The sequence below is a fragment of the Bacteroidales bacterium genome (genome assembly GCA_014860585.1).
Lineage (GTDB): Bacteria > Bacteroidota > Bacteroidia > Bacteroidales > 4484-276 > RZYY01.
In genome coordinates this window covers 1-18,882 of sequence record JACZJL010000067.1, presented here as the reverse complement: position 1 = coordinate 18,882, position 18,882 = coordinate 1, and the positions used below count along the sequence as shown (strand labels likewise).

Annotated in this window: 19 protein-coding genes; 6 read left to right on the top strand and 13 right to left on the bottom strand. The window is 44.0% G+C overall.

Translation table 11 applies throughout. From position 1 onward, the window contains the following. Positions 1 to 130: 130 nt before the first annotated feature. The 7 genes from rlmN to IH598_07235 all read right to left on the bottom strand — a co-directional run bounded on the left by rlmN (position 131) and on the right by IH598_07235 (position 5,922). Positions 131 to 1,168: a 23S rRNA (adenine(2503)-C(2))-methyltransferase RlmN gene (gene rlmN, locus IH598_07265; protein MBE0638301.1), complete on the bottom strand. Its 1,038-nt coding sequence runs from the start codon at positions 1,166 to 1,168 to the stop codon at positions 131 to 133. 9 nt (positions 1,169 to 1,177) lie between these two features. Beyond that, positions 1,178 to 1,855, bottom strand: a complete 678-nt coding sequence (locus tag IH598_07260) for an oxidoreductase (GenBank protein ID MBE0638300.1) — start codon at positions 1,853 to 1,855, stop codon at positions 1,178 to 1,180. Between the two features lie 99 nt (positions 1,856 to 1,954). Further along, positions 1,955 to 2,608: a cyclase family protein gene (locus IH598_07255; GenBank protein ID MBE0638299.1), complete on the bottom strand. Its 654-nt coding sequence runs from the start codon at positions 2,606 to 2,608 to the stop codon at positions 1,955 to 1,957. A 22-nt stretch (positions 2,609 to 2,630) separates the two neighbouring features. Then, positions 2,631 to 3,887: an arginine deiminase gene (locus IH598_07250; protein MBE0638298.1), complete on the bottom strand. Its 1,257-nt coding sequence runs from the start codon at positions 3,885 to 3,887 to the stop codon at positions 2,631 to 2,633. Between the two features lie 166 nt (positions 3,888 to 4,053). Continuing rightward, positions 4,054 to 4,269: a hypothetical protein gene (locus tag IH598_07245; GenBank protein MBE0638297.1), complete on the bottom strand. Its 216-nt coding sequence runs from the start codon at positions 4,267 to 4,269 to the stop codon at positions 4,054 to 4,056. A gap of 4 nt (positions 4,270 to 4,273) precedes the next feature. After that, on the bottom strand, positions 4,274 to 4,429 hold the full coding sequence (locus IH598_07240) for a hypothetical protein (protein ID MBE0638296.1): 156 nt from the start codon (positions 4,427 to 4,429) through the stop codon (positions 4,274 to 4,276). 302 nt (positions 4,430 to 4,731) lie between these two features. Further along, entirely contained in the window at positions 4,732 to 5,922 is a 1,191-nt protein-coding gene (locus IH598_07235) for an SAM-dependent methyltransferase (protein MBE0638295.1), read from the bottom strand. Positions 5,923 to 6,012: 90 nt separating this feature from the next. Between IH598_07235 and IH598_07230 the strand changes: the two genes are divergently transcribed. Next, a complete protein-coding gene (locus IH598_07230) occupies positions 6,013 to 6,741 on the top strand; it encodes a flavin reductase (protein ID MBE0638294.1) in 729 nt (242 codons plus the stop codon). A 54-nt stretch (positions 6,742 to 6,795) separates the two neighbouring features. On the opposite strand, the gene IH598_07225 is transcribed toward IH598_07230, so the two are convergent. Further along, positions 6,796 to 7,506, bottom strand: a complete 711-nt coding sequence (locus tag IH598_07225) for a YceI family protein (GenBank protein ID MBE0638293.1) — start codon at positions 7,504 to 7,506, stop codon at positions 6,796 to 6,798. Between the two features lie 181 nt (positions 7,507 to 7,687). Between IH598_07225 and IH598_07220 the strand changes: the two genes are divergently transcribed. Then, positions 7,688 to 8,242 carry a hypothetical protein gene (locus tag IH598_07220; protein MBE0638292.1) on the top strand — a complete coding sequence of 185 codons (555 nt, stop codon included), beginning with the start codon at positions 7,688 to 7,690 and terminating at the stop codon, positions 8,240 to 8,242. A gap of 81 nt (positions 8,243 to 8,323) precedes the next feature. On the opposite strand, the gene IH598_07215 is transcribed toward IH598_07220, so the two are convergent. Both IH598_07215 and IH598_07210 read right to left on the bottom strand, forming a co-directional pair. Next, positions 8,324 to 9,526, bottom strand: a complete 1,203-nt coding sequence (locus IH598_07215) for an acetate kinase (GenBank protein ID MBE0638291.1) — start codon at positions 9,524 to 9,526, stop codon at positions 8,324 to 8,326. A gap of 35 nt (positions 9,527 to 9,561) precedes the next feature. Continuing rightward, the gene (locus IH598_07210) at positions 9,562 to 10,530 is read right to left on the bottom strand and encodes a 3-hydroxyacyl-CoA dehydrogenase family protein (GenBank protein ID MBE0638290.1); all 969 of its coding nucleotides are present in this window, start codon (positions 10,528 to 10,530) and stop codon (positions 9,562 to 9,564) included. Positions 10,531 to 10,916: 386 nt separating this feature from the next. On the opposite strand from IH598_07210, the gene IH598_07205 reads away from it, so the two are divergent. The 3 genes from IH598_07205 to IH598_07195 all read left to right on the top strand — a co-directional run bounded on the left by IH598_07205 (position 10,917) and on the right by IH598_07195 (position 15,493). Then, positions 10,917 to 12,158: a hypothetical protein gene (locus IH598_07205; protein ID MBE0638289.1), complete on the top strand. Its 1,242-nt coding sequence runs from the start codon at positions 10,917 to 10,919 to the stop codon at positions 12,156 to 12,158. A 51-nt stretch (positions 12,159 to 12,209) separates the two neighbouring features. Then, complete coding sequence (acs, locus tag IH598_07200; protein ID MBE0638288.1) at positions 12,210 to 14,132, top strand: acetate--CoA ligase; 1,923 nt, start codon at positions 12,210 to 12,212, stop codon at positions 14,130 to 14,132. A 92-nt stretch (positions 14,133 to 14,224) separates the two neighbouring features. Then, positions 14,225 to 15,493: an OFA family MFS transporter gene (locus IH598_07195; protein ID MBE0638287.1), complete on the top strand. Its 1,269-nt coding sequence runs from the start codon at positions 14,225 to 14,227 to the stop codon at positions 15,491 to 15,493. Between the two features lie 122 nt (positions 15,494 to 15,615). On the opposite strand, the gene IH598_07190 is transcribed toward IH598_07195, so the two are convergent. The 3 genes from IH598_07190 to IH598_07180 all read right to left on the bottom strand — a co-directional run bounded on the left by IH598_07190 (position 15,616) and on the right by IH598_07180 (position 18,019). Continuing rightward, positions 15,616 to 16,677 carry an ABC transporter ATP-binding protein gene (locus tag IH598_07190; protein MBE0638286.1) on the bottom strand — a complete coding sequence of 354 codons (1,062 nt, stop codon included), beginning with the start codon at positions 16,675 to 16,677 and terminating at the stop codon, positions 15,616 to 15,618. Further along, positions 16,664 to 17,434, bottom strand: a complete 771-nt coding sequence (locus tag IH598_07185; GenBank protein ID MBE0638285.1) for an ABC transporter permease — start codon at positions 17,432 to 17,434, stop codon at positions 16,664 to 16,666. Before IH598_07185 ends, IH598_07190 begins: the two co-directional genes overlap by 14 nt. 165 nt (positions 17,435 to 17,599) lie before the next feature. After that, entirely contained in the window at positions 17,600 to 18,019 is a 420-nt protein-coding gene (locus IH598_07180) for a DUF4783 domain-containing protein (GenBank protein MBE0638284.1), read from the bottom strand. A gap of 142 nt (positions 18,020 to 18,161) precedes the next feature. On the opposite strand from IH598_07180, the gene IH598_07175 reads away from it, so the two are divergent. After that, positions 18,162 to 18,635: a 23S rRNA (pseudouridine(1915)-N(3))-methyltransferase RlmH gene (locus tag IH598_07175; protein MBE0638283.1), complete on the top strand. Its 474-nt coding sequence runs from the start codon at positions 18,162 to 18,164 to the stop codon at positions 18,633 to 18,635. Positions 18,636 to 18,882 lie beyond the last annotated feature (247 nt).

Genomic DNA, 18,882 nt, shown 5'->3' with positions numbered 1-18,882 from the left:
GCAAAGGGCATGGGGCATGGGGCAAAGGGCATGGGGCAGGGAGCAGAGAGCGTGGAGCAAAGGGCAGTGAACTGATTCCTGCCAACCCGATGCCGGACGTCCATCAACAATCCGACAATCCTTACTAACTCTAATCCTCGTTGATCCTTTTTACCAATTCTTTTGTAGAAAGCAATCCACAGGCAGCGTAAATGTCCTGTCCTCGGGAGGCACGGATGGTTGTGCGGATTTCTTTTTGGTTCAGGGCTTTCATGAACTGCTCGATAGTGGCATCGTCAGAACCTTTGAGTGGCGTGTTCGGGATGGGGTGAAACCGGATGAGATTGATTCTGCAACGGATGCCATTGAGGATACGTGCAAGTTCTTTCACATGCCGGGGTGTATCGTTCAGGTCTTTAAACATGATGTATTCGAAAGAAACCCGGCGTTGGCGGCCAAAGTCAAAACTCCGGATGGTGTCGAGGACTTCAGGCAGCGAAAACACCGTTTCGATAGGCATAAGCTTTTTGCGCTCTTCCTCAAATGGCGTGTGAAGGCTCACAGCAAGATGACACTGGCTTTCTTCGAGAAACCGTTTAATGGCAGGCACAATCCCAATAGTTGAAACAGTTATTCTTTTCGGGCTCCAACCGTATCCCCAATCGGATGTGAAAATTTCGAGACTTTTCATCACTTCGTCAAGGTTGTCGAAAGGCTCACCCATCCCCATATAAACGATGTTGGTTATTGTGTTCCTATCCGGAAGGCTCCTTACCTGGTTGACTATTTCACCCGCCGTGAGATTGGACTGAAACCCCTGTTTGCCGGTCATGCAAAAAAGGCATCCCATCTTACAGCCCACCTGTGATGACACGCAGAGTGTGCTTCTGGTCTCCTCTGGTATATAGGCAGCTTCAATGTACTTATGAGGTCCGGCAGGAAAAAGATACTTTTTGGTGCCGTCTGTGGAAACCTGAACTTTGGTGATAGCAGTCAGGCCAAATTCAAAATTTTCTTCGAGTTTTGTTCTTGTCTCCTTCGAAAGGTTCGTCATTTCGGCGATGGAAGTGATGTCCTTTTTGTAAAGCCAGTCAGCGATCTGAGAGGATGTAAATCCTGGTAATCCAAGTTCTGATATGATTTCCTGAAGTTCTGCAAGTGTTTTGCCGAAGAGTGATGGTTTCCTCATAAATTTTGTTTAAAAATAAATTTCGGCAATGATATTTTCATACGAAATACCCTTTTCGATCAAAGCATCCCGGGTATCAACCACCATTTCGGCACTGCCGCAAATGAAATATCTTCTGTTGTCGGGCAATTTTTTTTGTTCCGCAATCCATTTATCAATCCTGCCATGATAAAGTCCTTCACCGGGTTCGCGGGTGCAGCAACGGATATAGTTTGTGCCAAGCGGTAAAAATTCGTCTTCAAAGTAAAAAGAATGTAAAAATCTACCGCTATGTACCAGTAATTTATCTCTTTTTAAACCAGATCTCCACATCGAAATAAATGGCGCAATACCCGTACCTGCAGCGATCCAGACTGCGGGTTTGGCAGTTCCGTAAAAATTACCGGTAGGAGAGGAGGCATAAAAACTGTCGCCCGGGTTAAGCGCTGCAAGCTGGGGGGTCAGATGGCCACCTGGCTGAAGGTCGAATAACAGATGGATTTCACTTTCCTGCATTCCGCTGGCGATGCTGTAAAATCTGTACTGGTCGTCAGGATGCATTGTCACAGCTACTACCTGGCCGGGAATAAAGGAAAAATCGCGTAAAAAAGAGATCACAAAGACCCCCGGTGCGATCTCCTGCTTCGAAGTAACCGTCACCCGCTTTAAGTTAAGTTTTGTTTTCCCGGTAAAATCCAATGTGGTCATTCAAAAAAATGAATATTGTTTGTCAGCACATAATAACCTGTTTCACCGCTTTTTGTTTGTAAATTTTCAGGATTTTCTGATATCAACCCCTCAACTGTTTTAAAACCCCGGTATGTCAGTTATTCCCACTGCCCTCACAGGACATCCATCCCCATTTTTAATCTTTAAAGGCAATGCAGAAAAATAGAAATTCCGGTCTGAAAGATGGTGAAGTTTTGTCAGGTTCTCGATGATAATCAATCCTTTGCCAAGTATCAGGTTGTGATTCGGATAATCAGGAGACGCCACCGGATCAATCGAAGGAACATCAACGCCGATGCCTTTCAGGTTGAAACCGGAAAGGAAAATCGCTGCATCGACCGATAACACCGGAAAATCGACATAATATTGATCTGTTTTCCAGAATTTATCCCAACCGGTGTAAATCAGGGCAAACTCAGCCGTGAGTAACTCGTTATTAAAAGATTGGAGATGGAGAGCAGGTATCACTGCTTTCTGGCCAAATGAGGAACAGTCAATTACTACGCCTTTCCCTGCAAAATGATTAACCGGCATTTTGTCAATGGTCAATCCCCCGGAAAAAAAGTGTGCAGGTGTATCAAGATGGGTGCCTGAATGGGTGAGTGATGTAAAACGAATCACCTGATAACCACTTTCCTTATGCGTATTTTTAAATCCGAACACCGGAGACTCTTCACCCGGATAGGCGGGCATCCCGTTTTCCATGAGGTGGGACAGATCAATTATTTCCATTGAATGCGTGTATGTTTCCCTGTTATTTCCAATTTACGGCTTTCCTCTTTACCGGCATGGTCATGCACCTTGCACCTCCTCCACCGCGCGAAAGTTCTGAGCCATCGATGGTCACTACATATTTTTGATGGTCATCAAGGTTGACTTTGTTTTTAATCACATCCTTTGCTGGTATAATTTCATAGCCATTTTTATTCATTTCTTCTAAAGTATAGACATTTCGGCTGTAACCCATCACTTTACCAGGGCCCAGTGCGAAAAAGTTGGCGCCGCTGTGCCATTGTTCGCGCTCCTGTATCCACAAGTCGGCTTTACCTCCGCACGAAATGGGTTTCATGTCAAAGCCCTGTTTTGTGAGTGCTTCAAGAATATTTTTTTCTTCGTTAATCATCACTCTATTGTTATCAATCTCGATATGAATGGTTTTATACCTGTTGGGTTGCATCACCACCGGCTCGAATACCATACATTCATTAGTGCTCAAAAAAGTAAAGACCATATCAAGATGGATGAACGATTCGCGTTCTGATGGCAATTCCTGTGCAATAATATGGAATTTACCACCGCGTTCCCTCAGTTTGTCCACGATGATATCGACACCTTCGGCTGTGGTACGTGAACTAAGGCCTGTAAGCAGCAGGTCGTCGCGTGCAATAAGTATATCGCCTCCTTCAATACTTACTTTTTCGCTTAACTTCCGGTCTGCTTTTGCCCCAAAAGTACTGGTATTAAACAATGGGTGATAATCAAAAATGGCCTCCATAATATGCGCTTCGCGCTCCCGAACTTTGCTCGCAGTGCTTGCAATGAGGACTTTGTCAAAAACTGTAGCAGCACCATCGCGGGTAAAAAAGAAATTATGCAAAGGCCTGATGGCAAAGCGCTGAGGGCTCAGGTAGCGTGAAAGGCTGTCTCGTTTCTGAGGTACGCCTTCAATAAGCGCCTTGGCCAATTCTTTCGAGTCTGATACATGTAAATCCTCAAGCGTCCTTGGGTCTAAGCATGGCGCGCAAACCCTCGAAATAAGGTCATTACGCACTTTTTCGTTCTTCAGGGTCTGTGCCAGTAGTTCTTTTACTTCATAAACTGTTGCAACTTTATTAAGTACGCCGCTGAACTGCAGAAATTCCTGTTTTAAAACCGAGAGATTTAGAATATCACTGTAAAGTGCACGTTCAGCATCTTCAGGGGTCATGTTTTCCACCTCACTCCCGGGCGTGTGGATGATTACTGCTTCCAGGTCACCGATTTCGGAATAGACACCAACATCTAAAGTCATCGCTAATTTTTTTTGCAAAGGTAATTGATTTGCTGCTGATACTTACAGATTGAGCATTCTGACTACCGTATTGCTGATGAGATTAAAAGATAAGGGTAATGACATAAAACGTTTGTATACCACAGAAAACAAAACGGGAACGAGATCTTTACGATTTCGTTCCCGCTCACTTTGCAATCACCGTGGTGATTGTTCCGTGCCAGATTACAGTTATTTTGGCCGTTCTGTTCCGACTTCCCTTGCGGTCCGTCGTTCTTGAACCTGGTTCCTTTTGGTTGGCCGTTGCCGGTTTTCCCGCTGTGAACCGCTGCTTTTCCCGCGAGTTGCAAAACACATGGTCTCCGTGAAGACTGGTAATGCAACCCTGAATCAGAATTTTCAACGTCTTACGATATTGTGGATTCCGATATCCTGGTTCTTGTCGCATAATCATCGCCGGTTGTCTCACGGGGAGCTTTCCTGGCGTTGATTTTGCCTACCGATGAAGCTTTTTGCAAAACTACCGGAGGATATCCGGCCAACTCTCCGAAGAGAGTATTCATCGTGTGGTCAAACGAATAAAGAACTGGCTTACGTTGGCTAGACAACCTAATGCTTTTCACCGCTGCTCACCCAAACCGTTATTTTAAATGTCGTTTCCGGCATTCTCACTTCCGGTCTCCGGCGATCCAAGCTGAGCCTTTTATCTCTCATCTGGTGCGACAAAGATAATATCACAATGTACCCGAAGTCAAGCATTTTCTTTTTTAGATTTACACGGTTTGTCAACATGTTTTATCAACATATGTTGACTTCTTATGTAAACTGGCAGAGGCATAGCATCTGGAAGATATTACCGTAAAACTTATTTAACAATTTGTTCATAACCCGTTAATAGGTCTTCAAGGTAATGAAATTCAATTCCGTACAATTTCTTGATTTCATGAATCTGCTCAGAAATCATGGTTTTATTAACTATTTTGGCTTTTTTAACCCCAACAATCATCACATTTTTTGGTGTATGTTCGGTATCAATAAATTCAAATACCCGGGTTTGGTAACCATATTTTTCCAAAATAAGCGCTCTGATGGCATCAGTAATCAGTTCAGCCTGACGTTCGGCAAAAATGCCATGCCTGAGCATTGGCTTGAGATTGTCGGGAGGCTGCATTGCTTTTCTTACCTGTTTATGGCAGCAAGGGGCAACTACAATATATTTTGCTTCAGCTTTGATTCCGGCAAAAATTGCATCATCGGTTGCTGTGTTGCAGGCGTGAAGAGCAATCAGCAAATTGGTGCCTGTAGCGTCAAACTCGTTGATCGAACTTTTGAGGAAATGAAGGTGATCAAATCCAGCTTCACGGGCAATCCTGTTGCAGTTTATTACAAGCTCTTCCCGAAGTTCAATTCCGGTGAGCTCAACTTTCATTTTCCGGTTGTTCGCCAGGTGGTCATAAAGGCTGAAAGTGAGATATCCTTTTCCTGAACCCATGTCAGAAACCCTGAATGGCTCATCGGAATTTTCATTTCCAAGCAAATTTTCTACCAGCTCAATATACTTACTGATCTGCCTGAATTTATCCTGCATACTTGGAATCACCTCAGATTTGCTGTTTGTCACTCCCAATTTCTGCAGGTAGATATTTCCTTCAATGCTGATCAGACGAGCCTTCTGGCGATCATGTGTCAAATCTTGTAAAAGGCTTTGAGTTGGTTTGCTTAGGAGTAGTTTTGGAACCCGCTTTTTATTAATAAGTAATTGCACATCATTCGTTTGCGTGAATAGACTGACATGCAGAAACTCAATACCGATCATTTCTTTTAACTGGTCAATGGCTTCACCGAAATTAAAGTTTTTTGTTATGTCTTTAGTTTGATATCGGTAAACAAATGATAGCAGGTCGCGCCCTTTGATTTCAACTATCCGGAAATAGACATTTTTTAATCCTGAGTCTTTTTTTAGGGATTTCCCCAGTGTCATTTTTATAAAAGTTCCTTCATCCAAACTTCGCTGGAGAATTTCAAAAAATCCGGAAATGCTATCTATTTGGCTCATAATTAAAAATTGTGAAGCAAAAGTACTGCTTTAAAAGCAGCATTTGCAATAACATGCTAATTTTACCGCCAATTAACTAATTCTGAACAGATGAACCTCGAAGCATTTTTTAAACTGACCTATGGGTTGTACATTTTAAGTTCCAGAGATGGGAATAAGTTTAACGGGCATATTTCAAATACCGTCTTTCAGATTACTGCAGATCCCCCCAGGATAGCAGTTGCTACTCACCGCGACAACCTTACGACTGAATACATCCATAAAAGTAAGGTTTTTGCCGTTTCGGCATTACAGCAGGATGTAAACCTTGAATTCATCGGGCCATGGGGTTTTAAAAGCGGTCGTGATACAGACAAATTTAAACATACCAATTTCAAAATTGGGAAAACCGGTGTTCCTATTCTTCTCGACAAGGCCATAGCCTGGTACGAGTGTGAGGTTGAACAGTTCTTTGAAGTTGGTACACATACGATATTTATCGGAAAAGTGGTTGATCTTGAAATCGTCGACAAACAGAAAAAACCTTTGACCTACGCTTATTACAGGGAAGTAATAAAAGGTATTTCTCCTGAGAATTCCCCTACCTACCTGGGTAAGGACCATGACCATGAGCAGGATGAAAAAACCATACCGCCTGCCGAATCGAATGAGAAAGCGAAAACGAGATACAAATGCATTGTTTGCGGGTATGTGTATGACCCTGAAGCCGGTGACCCACCAGATGGAATAGATCCCGGGACTGCATTTGAGGATATTCCCGACAATTGGACCTGCCCTATTTGTGGAGTTTCAAAGGCAGATTTCGTTCCGATGGATTAAAAAAAATCCCGACTACATGATTGTAAGCGGGATTCATTCGTTGCAAAGCATGTATTAATTACTGCTCGCTGTTTCGTCGTTTACTTTTGTGGCTTGCAGAGTAATTGCCAAACCCATTTCATCATTGATGAAATTGTCTTTCAAATCGGCAAATAATTTCTTTGAACCATATTGAACATTCCAATCAACGCGGTCGATAAAAAACATGTTTGTCTGTGCCATAAACATGTCGCCTTCCATCATCACCCTGGCATGAAAAGTAAGATTTTTGGTTACATCCTTCATGGTGAGGTTTCCACTGATAGCATGTGTAGGAATGATATCTCCTTTTTCCTTTGAGAGGTCTACCTGTGAACCATCAACCGCTTCTACTCCTGTAATTTCAAAAGTTGCTGCCGGGTAGGTTTCTACTTCAAAGAAATCAGCAGAAAGAAGATGACCGGTAAGTTTTGCGTTCATGTCCGGATCGGTGAGGTCAAGCACCTTAATTGAAGTTAAATCAATAGTGAAAGTTCCACCTACAAGTGCACCTTCGTTGAATTTCAGTTTTCCGTCACTAATGGCAACCGTTCCATTGTGTGTACCTGTAGGTTTATAACCTTCCCAGGCAACCACGCTTTGTTCAAGGTTTACTTCATACTTGAGATCATAATCTGCTGATTTCACTTCGGCAGCATCTCTCGTTTCAGTTTTTGGGCCACCTGAAGCACAGGCTGTTAATGCCACTATAAAAGCTAAGGCAATGAATTTTACAAAAATTTTCATTTTGATTAATTTGTTTAAAGTTTTAAATTATTTCGTAAACAGAACATACTTAAGAAGCCATTGTTTAATTTATTTTGCTAAAAAACCTTAAATAGTTTTCGCAAATTTGAAAATTTATGGCTTAGCCGTGGGTTCAAATGCCAAGAAAATTATTGTTTTGCAAAACGAAAAATGAATCGGTATGCCTAAATTGAGTAAAAATTTCAAAGATGCTGTTGAAGAGCTATCCGTTGATGAACTGCGCAAGCTGGTGATTGAGCTTGCTAAAAAGAACCAGGAAGCATATGACTACATCAAACTGAAATATCTCAGTACTGACGAAACGGAGAAAGAGTTGTTTGATGAATGTAAGCAAAAAGTACTTTCGGAAACCTGGAACGTTTACAACCGGAGGAACATTCAGAAAAACCTTGCTGCAGCAATAACACGGGCTATCCGCCACATCAATTATTTTGAGAAGGTTACAAAAAATGAGGTGCTGGTTGCTGAATTGTTGCTGATTCTTTTAAACGAAGTGTTTGATGATTTTAAAGATGAGCTGGGAACCTGCTGGACGGCTTTCGACTCTAAGTTAGCTATCACAACCAACCGGTTGATTAATCTGGTAACAAAAAAATTACATCCGGATTATCTGGTTGAATACCGTGAGCCAATTAATAATTTCCTGAACATCCTGCATGAAAAATCAGGGTATCTGGATTGTGTTTATAAACTGCCAAAAACTCTTCCGGAGTAAGGCATTTACAAAAACGGTTTTATAATCTTCTGACGCTTCGATGAGTTGCAGGTAAATGCAGGGATACGTGCAAAAGTCAGATCACGCTGAAGTCACAATCACATAAGTGTCCTTGGCGATCATCATCTCTTCGTTTGTTGGAATAACGAGCACTTTCACTTTTGAGCCGGGTTTAGACAAAATCGTTTCTTTGCCACGAAGGCCTTTATTTAGGTCAAAATCGAAATCAACACCCAGGAATTCCATCTCTTCCATCACATTAGCGCGGGTTACCGAGTCGTTTTCTCCGATACCGCCGGTAAAAATGATAATATCGACTCCGCCCATGGCGGCAGCATAAGCTCCCACATATTTTTTTACGCGATAAGCATACATCTTATAGGCTACTTCAGCACGGTGATGACCTTTTTCGGCGGCCAGTTCCACATCGCGCATGTCGGAGGAAATACCAGAAACGCCGAGTACACCGCTGAATTTGTTGACTAAAGTGTTGGCAATCTTGCTGGTCATGTCCTCTTTATTCATGATATGAAACAGTGCGCCTACATCGAGGTCGCCGCAACGCGTGCCCATCATTACTCCTTCAAGCGGGGTCATGCCCATGGAGGTGTCCATTGATTTCCCGTATTTTATTGCGGCCATCGAAGCGCCATTTCCGAGGTGACAGGTTACAATCTTTTTGGTGGTGATGTCCTCGCCCAGGATTTCACAAGCCCTTGCGGAAACGTATTTGTGGCTGGTGCCATGGAATCCGTACCGGCGGATTTTGTGCTTCTCATAAAGTGAGTAAGGGATGCCATACAGATAGGAATATTCTGGCATGGTCTGGTGAAATGCAGTGTCGAATACTCCTGCCTGGGGCACTTCCGGGAGCAACTGCTGCATGGCATAGATACCTTTGAGATTTGGTGGATTGTGCAGTGGGGCAAGGTCTGACGACTGCTCCAGGGCTTTGATCACTTCCGGGGTTATGGCCACACTGCCGCTGAACGCTTCGGCGCCATGCACTACCCTGTGACCGACTGCATTTATTTCGTTCAGGCTTTTCAGGCTGCCGTATTCAGGGTCGATTAAGATGCCGAGCAGGTATTCAATCCCTGATTTGTGGTCCAGAATTTCGCCTTCAACCTTCAGTGCTTTCCCATCGTTGCGCTCGTGCTTGATCAGCGCCCCTTTCAACCCGATTTTGTCAACTAATCCTTTAGCCAGCACTTCCACCTGTGGCATTTCAAAAAGCTGGTATTTTACTGATGAACTTCCGCAATTTAAAACGATAATTTTCATGATCAGATCACTTTTTCAGTTTAATACTTTCAAAATTATTCACGTCCAAGATTTTTAATGCTGCCTGTTTTGACGGTCTTCAGGTTGCCATCCCACCGGTAAAACCCTTCACCCACGCGGCGGCCAATCATTTTAGCCCGTACCATCCGTTTGATCAGCGGCGAAGGTTTATACTTCAGTTCACCAAATTCGCGGTAGAGATTATCCATCCACTTCAGGATTTTATCAATTCCGTATCTGTCGGCCATTTCAAAGGGGCCAAAAGCGTTTCCGGTAACTTCCATCATCACTTCATCCACATCGGCCACCGAGGCCACTCCCTCCGTAAGTATGGCGCAGGCTTCGTTGAGCATGGTCACGATCATCCGTGTACTTATATTTCCTGGCGACTCATTTACTTTGATCACCTTTTTCCCAATCATTCCCGCAAATTTAGTCACTATAGCGCGCGATTCGGCATTGGTGTGAAAATGCGACGTGACTTCTACGAGGTTGATTTTTGAAACAGGGCTGATAAAGTGCATCCCCAGAGAGCGTTCGGGGTGTTCCAATACCACAGCAAGGTCGGAGATCATCATGGTTGCTGTGTTGGAAGTGATCACAGTATCGGGTTTCACGTGTTGCTCCACTTTACGGAAAACCTCTTTGCGTTCTTCCATATTGGCGTTTGGTTTTGCCGAATTGATCGTTTCGATAATGATGTCGCAATCCTCCAGGTCGCTGTAGTTCAAAGAACCTTTGATACGCGACATGACCAGTTTCTTCTCGCTGCCTGTCATACCCCATTTGTTGATCAATACATCCAGCTGGTCGGACATATTTTTAAGGATCAAGTCAATGAATTCCTGGTTCAGATCGATAAATACAACCTCAATTCCTTTTTGACTAATGAGTAAGGCAATTTCCTGCCCGACAGCACCGCAACCGATAAGGCCTACCTTTTGCAATTGCCCTTTCGTTTTCGCCTGCTTGTTCAGGCTAAACCGTTCCAAACTTAATGACATGATTTTTTCGTTTAAATATAGAATTAAAAATCAGTTGGTTAAATACAAAAAAGTGATTTAAAACAGCATTTTTTGCACTGCAAAAGTAACCAAAGAAAATCACCCTGCCCGGTAAGGTTATTTATTTAAAATGGTTATAAATTTTGAGGTAAAGAAAGGAAATTTTTAAACCATTAATTTTGTACTATCAAATTATATCGTTCATAATGTGATAGTTAATAAATTGGAGTTCCAGTTTTAAAACTATATGCCAGGACATTAGTGACGAATTCAACCATTTGTGAATGAATTTAAAATTAGTCATGCTTCCAAAATGAAAAAATATGTTAATTTTGGCCTCAAATTTTGAATTAAATCTTTAATTAAGAACACTTTAACTTAATAAAATGAAAAGTCGTTTACTGCCTCTCCTCTGTTGCTTTTTTATCAGTTACAATATCGTTGCACAGGAGCAACCAAAATTCGGAATTGATTTTTCCGGTTTTGTAAAAACCGATTTGATGTGGGACTCACGCCAGACTGTCTCAATCCGTGAAGGCCATTTTTTGCTTTTTCCGGCCAACGAAGTACTTGATCCGAACGGTAAAGACATCAATGCTGTGTCTAACTTCAATATGCTGAGTATTCAATCCCGTCTGACGGGGAAAATCACTGGCCCTGATGCGCTTGGCGCCAGGACTTCCGGACTTCTTGAAGGGGAGTTTTTTGGAACAACCGACGGCGATATCAGTGGTTTCAGGTTACGACATGCGTATGTTAAACTGAATTGGGAAAGCGCTCAGCTCCTTGTTGGGCAAACCTGGCACCCGCTATTTATCACCAATTGCTACCCGGATGTAGTTTCGTTTAACACCGGCGCCCCATTTCAGCCTTTTTCCCGTAATCCTCAGGTGGCCTTTACACAGAAAATTAACAAAATCAGCCTGACTTTTACCGCTACTTCCCAACGTGACTTTGTAAGTACCGGCCCTGATGGTCCCAGTTCAAAATACCTCAGAAATGCAGGGATGGCCGCCTGGAACATCAAAGTTGAATATTTTACCGAAAACAAGGAAAAGGGCACTGCCTTTCAAGCGGGATTAAGCGGAAATTCACAAATTCTCAAACCAAGAATTACAACACCGTCCGGTTTTAAAACGGACAATTCATTTGCAAGCTCCATCGGAATGGCCTATGTCAAAGTTAAACTTCCTGATGTAACCATCAAAGCAATGGGGGTAATCGGCCAGGATACCTACAATTTAACGATGTTGGGTGGCTATGCTGTCGAGACCATTGATCCGATCACATTAGAAGAAGATTACACTCCCCTGAATACTGTTTCAGCCTGGACAGATATTCATACAAATGGTACTGAATGGCAATTCGGCCTTTTTGCGGGGTATTCAAAAAATAACGGAACCTCTGATGATGCTTCAGGCAACTATTTTGCCCGCACCACCAATATTGACCACCTCTACCGCATTTCACCGAGAGTGATCTATAACTCAGGTAAATTCAGGATCGCACCTGAAATGGAATACACCGTTGCCGCCTTTGGAACTCAAAACCTGGGTGATGGAACGGTTACAGACACAAATAATATTGGCAACTTCAGATTCTTAGTCGGCATTTATTATTTCTTTTAATAATCAATCATTTATTATTCAATAATTTACTAACTTAATTTATAAAAAATTATGACAAACAAGATCACCAGCCTGGCTGAATACTTTGAAAAGTACCAGGAAAGTGTAGCCAATCCGGAAGGATTTTGGGCAAAAATCGCTGAATCGCACTATTGGCAAAAGAAATGGGACAAAGTATTAGACTGGTATTTTGAAGGAAAAGACGCACCACACGTGAATTGGTTCGTCAACGGCAAGCTGAACATCACCGAAAACATTTTCGAGCGCAACATGTTCCTGCGCAAAGATCAGCCTGCTATCATCTGGGAACCCAACGACCCGAAGGAGGACAATGTAGTACTGACCTACGGTGAGTTGTACGCAAAAGTTTGCCAGTTTGCCAATGCCATGAAAAAACTTGGCGTCAAAAAAGGCGACCGTGTAGCGCTCTACCTGCCGATGATTCCTGAACTGGCTGTTGCCATGCTTGCCTGTGCACGCATCGGAGCCATTCACTCAATCGTCTTTGCTGGTTTCTCGGCAAATGCGCTATCCGACAGGATTATAGACGCAGAATGCAACCTTGTTATCACGAGTGACGGAGCATTTCGCGGAACAAAAAGCATTGCCCTGAAAGACATCGTGGATGAGGCTATTGAAAACTGTCCTTCAGTGAAAAATGTTGTGGTTTATAAAAGAACCGGCGACAATGTCACAATGCAGGATGGCCGCGACATCTGGTGGAACGACTTTATCGAAGGTGTAAGTACTGACAATAAGGCCGAGATCATGGATTCAGAAGATACATTGTTTATCCTCTATACCTCAGGATCAACAGGCAAACCGAAGGGCGTGCTGCACACCACTGCCGGTTATATGATCTATGCAGAGTACACTTTCAAAAACGTTTTCCAATATAACGATGGTGATATTTACTGGTGCACCGCTGACATCGGCTGGGTAACAGGTCACACCTACATTGTGTATGGTCCTCTGTTGACCGGCGCCACTTCGATCATGTTCGAAGGTGTGCCTACCTTCCCCGATGCAGGCCGCTTCTGGCAGGTGGTCGAAAAATATAAAGTGAGACAGTTCTACACAGCCCCCACAGCAATACGCGCTTTGATTGCTCACGGTAATGAGTTTGTTAATAAGTACGACCTCAGCTCACTTAAAGTTCTGGGAACAGTTGGAGAGCCCATCAACGAGGAAGCATGGCGCTGGTATCATGACATAGTCGGCAAAGGAAAATGCCCGATTGTTGACACCTGGTGGCAAACCGAAACCGGCGGTATTATGATTACTCCGCTTGCCGGAATAACTCCCACCAAACCATCATTTGCCACATTGCCATTACCGGGAGTTCAGCCGGTATTGCTCGATAACGAAGGGAATGAGTTGAAAGGAAATGGCGTTGAAGGTATTCTGTGCATCAAATTCCCGTGGCCCGGTATGCTGAGAACCACTTACGGTGATCATCCAAGGTGCTATCAGACTTACTTCTCGGCTTTCAAAGGGTATTATCTCACCGGAGATGGCGCCAAGCGTGACGAAGAAGGTTTCTACCGCATTATTGGTCGTATTGACGATGTGATCAACGTTTCAGGTCACCGCATCGGAACTGCTGAGGTGGAGGATGCCATCAACCAGCACCCGAAGGTTAACGAATCGGCCGTGGTTGGCTATCCGCATGAAATTAAAGGATCAGGTATTTATGCTTACGTAACCTGCGAAGAGCTTTCGGATCATGAAATGGAAACCATCGAGAAGGAAATCCGTGATACCGTAACAAAGTTCATCGGACCTATTGCAAAACCTGATATGATCCAAATCGTAAGCGGACTGCCAAAAACCCGCTCAGGAAAGATCATGCGCAGGATTCTGCGTAAGATCGGCGAAGGGGATGCCTCCAACCTTGGCGATACTTCCACATTACTCGATCCGGGTGTTGTTGAGGAGATCATTGCAGGCGCCAAAGTAACGGTAAAACGTTAATGAACAACTAGAACTATAAGTAAAAGGCATTTTTGTCCGAAAGGTCTTAAATGCCTTTTTCACTTTTATAAAAACTAAAAAATGAGATCGTTATGAGTACAAATGTTAAAAACAGGGGAATGGTTGTTCTGGGAGCCATCCTGATTCAATTGGCGCTGGGTGCTATTTATGCCTGGTCGGTTTACACCAGAATTCTTGTGGACGCCGGATGGACAAAAGCCGAGACGCAGTGGGTATTTTCAGCGGGTTTGGCCTTTTTTGCCATTGTGATGGTAATTGCAGGCCGGATGATGCCAAAAGTTGGCCCTCAAAAACTGGCACTTTCAGGAGGTGTTGTCCTGGGTTTAGGGTACATTCTGGCCGGTGTATTTGGCGCCGAAAACTTCACCACTACTTTCATTTTTGTTGGCATCATGGGGGGCAGTGGAATAGGCCTGGGGTATGTAGTTCCAATTGCCGTTGGAATGCGCTGGTTTCCCGATAAGAAAGGCCTGATCACAGGGTTGGCTGTTGCCGGCTTTGGTTTTGGCGCCACACTCTGGATGGCATTGGCTGATAAACTTGGCCCGCTGGGAGGAGGTCAACTACTGGCAAACATTGGTATTTCCAAAACATTCATCTATTATGGCATCGCATACCTCGCGATTGTCGCCTTCGGGAGCATCTGGATGGTATTCCCTCCTGATGGCTGGAAACCCGAAGGATGGAAGCCTCCGGTGGCAACAAAAACGAACTCCGCAGGTACGGTGGATTTCATCAGCAGTGAAATGTTACGCACACCTCAGTTTTACCTGATCCTTCTCACTTTTACTTTTGGCGCCGCTGCCGGATTGATGAGTATCGGACTGATGAGATTGTGGCCACAGGAGGCGCTTACCAAAGCCGGGTTTTCGCCGGCTGAAGCTGGTGCTGCCGCCACTTTGGCCATGGCCGTCTTTTTTGCTCTTTTTAACGGACTTGGGCGTATTGTCTGGGGGATGATCAGTGATAAAATTGGCCGGAAAATGTCGATTATCATCATGATGGCTACTCAGGGTATTTTTGTGTTCCTTTTTCAATGGATGGCAGGAAATCCTTTTACCCTCTATCTTTTTGCTATCCTGATCGGTTTTAATTTCGGCGGAAATTTTGCCCTTTTCCCCACAATGACGGCTGATACTTTTGGAACAAAGCACGTTGGACAAAACTACGGGTGGGTTTTCCTGGCCTACGCAGTTGGCGGAATATTCGGCCCGGTCATGGGAGGTAAATTGGGAGATATGGGCAACTTCCCAATGGCTTTCACTATTTGCGGTATTCTATGCTTTGTGGCGGTATTGACCATCTACCTGGTAAAGCCGGCAACCAAAGCAACAGCCTGACGTTGATTTATGTTAGGGTATTCATCAAATCGCGGGACGAAACAAAGTCATCCCGCGATTTTGTTTTTTTCACCGATAACTTCATCAGAACGGCGATTCGACTAACCATTTTTACATTGGCCTTAATGATTCAGAAACTTAACAGCAGAAGCCTTAAACGTCAGCCAGATTTTTTTACCGGGCTCAAGCTGCATTTTTTCAAAAGAAGTTCTCGACACAGTCACAACAAACTCAGCACCGGAGTCAATCACTACTTCCATTCCCGCTCCCGACATCCAGGTTTCAGTGATCACGCCCTGAAACTGATTTATAGCTGAAGTTTGAAATGCCGAATCCGAGAGGATGATATCTTCTGCAGGAATGGAGATATATCCATCAGTAAGATCGGTGTCATTAGTAAAATAGACCTGACAATTATGGCCAATTTTTGCTGTTTTTAAACCCGGATCTGAGTTGTTGGAAAAAACCCGGCAATGAAACAGGTTTTTCATCCCACCGAACCTTGCCACAAATGCAGATGCCGGATGAAGGAACACTTCCCTGGTGTCGCCTGATTGCGCCAGTTTACCATTTTCGATCACAGCTACCTTGTTTCCCAGCGTGGCTGCTTCGGTAAAATCGTGGGTAACGTGGATAACCGTTTTGCCACCGCGGTTAATCATGCGTAAAAGCTTAGAAAGCCCTGATCGGATGGTGATGTCAAGATTGGCCAGGGGTTCATCCAGCAGGAGAATTTCCGGTTCTGATGCCAACGTCCTGGCGAGTGCCACACGCTGAGCTTCACCGCCGGATAATGTGCCCGGAAATCTCTTCAGAAGGTGTGCGACGCCGGTTGTTTCTGCCAACTCTGCGACTTCGGCTGAAATTTCATGTTTCTTTAACTTTTTGCATTTCAACGGAAAAGCAATATTCTGTTCTACGGTCAGGTGCGGAAAAAGGGATAAATCCTGGTAAACAAGACCAACCGGACGTTTCTGGATTTTCTGATCGGTAATATCCACCCCGTTCCATAGAATTTTTCCCTCCAACGGTTTTACAAGCCCCGCAAGCACTTCGAGCAACACCGTTTTTCCGGCGCCCGAAACACCAAGCAGCGTAAGATAGTCTCCCCGGTTAACCGTGAGTGAGACATTGTTAAGGGAAAAATCCCCAAGGCGGATGCTTATATTTTTAATTTCGAGCATGGTTGTTGTTATTTGAAAATGAACGCATAAGCACAAAAATCGCGAGACAAACCGCTACAAAGACGGCTGCGATTGGTCGTGCATAGGCCAGGCCAAATGAGGTGAAACGTTCCCAGATGAGTACCGGGGTAATCATGGGGTGATAGGCAATGATGATCACTGCCCCAAATTCACTGAGACCACGCGCCCACATCATGATCAGGCCTGAGACGATTGAGCGGCTTGCCAGTGGCATCGAAATGCTGAAAAACACTCTCTGTGGAGAGGCCCCAAGGTTCAACGCTGCCTTTTCAATTTTTTCGGGAACCGCTGCAAACCCATCACGGGCAGCGCTGATCAGAAAGGGGATGCTTACAAAGGCCATCGCCAGGATAATCCCTGCAACGCCGCCAACAAACTGAATGCCAGCAGCCTCGCCAGCCTGCCCGATCCATGTGCCACGGCTCACCAGCCCCAAAATGGCTATACCGGCGGCTGAGTGTGGAATGACAACCGGCAGGTCAACAAGACCATTCACTATGTTTTTCCCTGGAAAATCTTTCCTTGCAAGCACATAAGCCAAAGGGATTGCTGCTATCCCGAAAATGATGGTGCCGGCCAGCGAACTTAGTAAGGTAAGCCTGACGCTGCGCAAGACCTCCGGATCGCTGATTGTTTCGGTATACTGCACACCGGATGTCTGTAAAAACATCCCAGCCAGCGGAGCAATGATAAACAAAAGGATCAGTCCGCTGAGAAACAAAAATATAAGATTCATTCTCCGGCTTTGAAGCATGGGATGAAGTATTGGTTTAGCGGGCAAATATAGAAAAAGATGAGGATTGTTTATCAGCCTGGCCGGTTTTGGGGGATTGCGGCTTGTATTAAGGCAGATAACCTGTTTGGTATAGCCGGGAAGATGAAGTATGATGCCGGGTTATCTTCACTTTTCCTCCATCTGGAGCTGCCTGATGAATTCAGAATTGCCTAATTTTTTCAGTAAAATGTATGTACGCATGGACTTGCCCGCAGTTGTTTTGTAATACCCGATTAAAAATGTAGAACCATCGTTTGATACATCTTCATGGTCTACAGTGAACTCAACCGGTGGGTTGTGGTCGAAAAAGAATTTCATGATCTGTGTGGCTTGTTTTTTACTGAAGTTCCCTTCGTTTTGAGGAACAACCAGGTCAACTGCTGCATCAAAATAGCTGGAAAGTTGGGTCGCATTGCCGTTAGCCATGGCATTTACAATCCCGGTACGCACGGTGGTATCCTGCGCCATTAAAGCATTAGCGCAGAAAAACAACAGGATTTGAACGAATAAAACGAATTTCCCTGACGACATAAATTGATGAATCATTAGTTTTGCACTCAGTGGCAAATGTACTACTTTTTTAGGGTGACGATACGAAATTTGGGGTAAAAATTCAGGCAATTCCGCTACACTATTTGTACCAAAATATTAATAATCAGTTAGAAACAGGTTTAAAATTTATTCAACCATGAAAATCCGGCTGGTGATGATGGGGAAAACCAAAGAGCAGTTTACTGACGAAGGCTACTCTTTTTATAAAAACCGCGTGGTCAATTATCTTCCGTTTGATGACCTGATCATTCCCGGTTTAAAAAATTCAGGGGGCTTTACTCCTGATGAATTCAGGTGGAGAGAAGGAGAACTGTTGATGAAACATACCAGGGATGACGATTTCCTGGTGCTGTTGGATGAAAGGGGAAAAGCTTTCACCTCGCGTGATTTTGCCCGGTTTGTGCAGCAACGGATGAACACCGGCATCAAAACGCTGACATTTATCATTGGCGGCGCCTATGGGTTTTCTGATGAAGTGTACAAGGCAGCCCATTTTAAACTCTCTCTCTCATCAATGACTTTTCCGCATCAGTTAGTCAGGATCGTTTTCATGGAGCAACTCTACCGCGCCATGACCATCCTTCGCAACGAGCCGTATCATAACGAGTAATTTTACTGATAATTTAGCGATACGAAAGTTGGTCAATAAGATTTTGTAAATCAATTGAATGCGTATTATACTAAGGTTGGGTTTTTGAATAAGGTTTTGTCTCTCCGGAAAATCAACATTCAAAAAATTGAAAACCTTATTTTCCTTCTCCAACCTTAGTAGAATTAAGTAACCATCGGGAAATCAACCTTATTCACCCAATTTCCAGGGTTAAATGCTGAGAATTTTCTAATGAAGATCATTCACC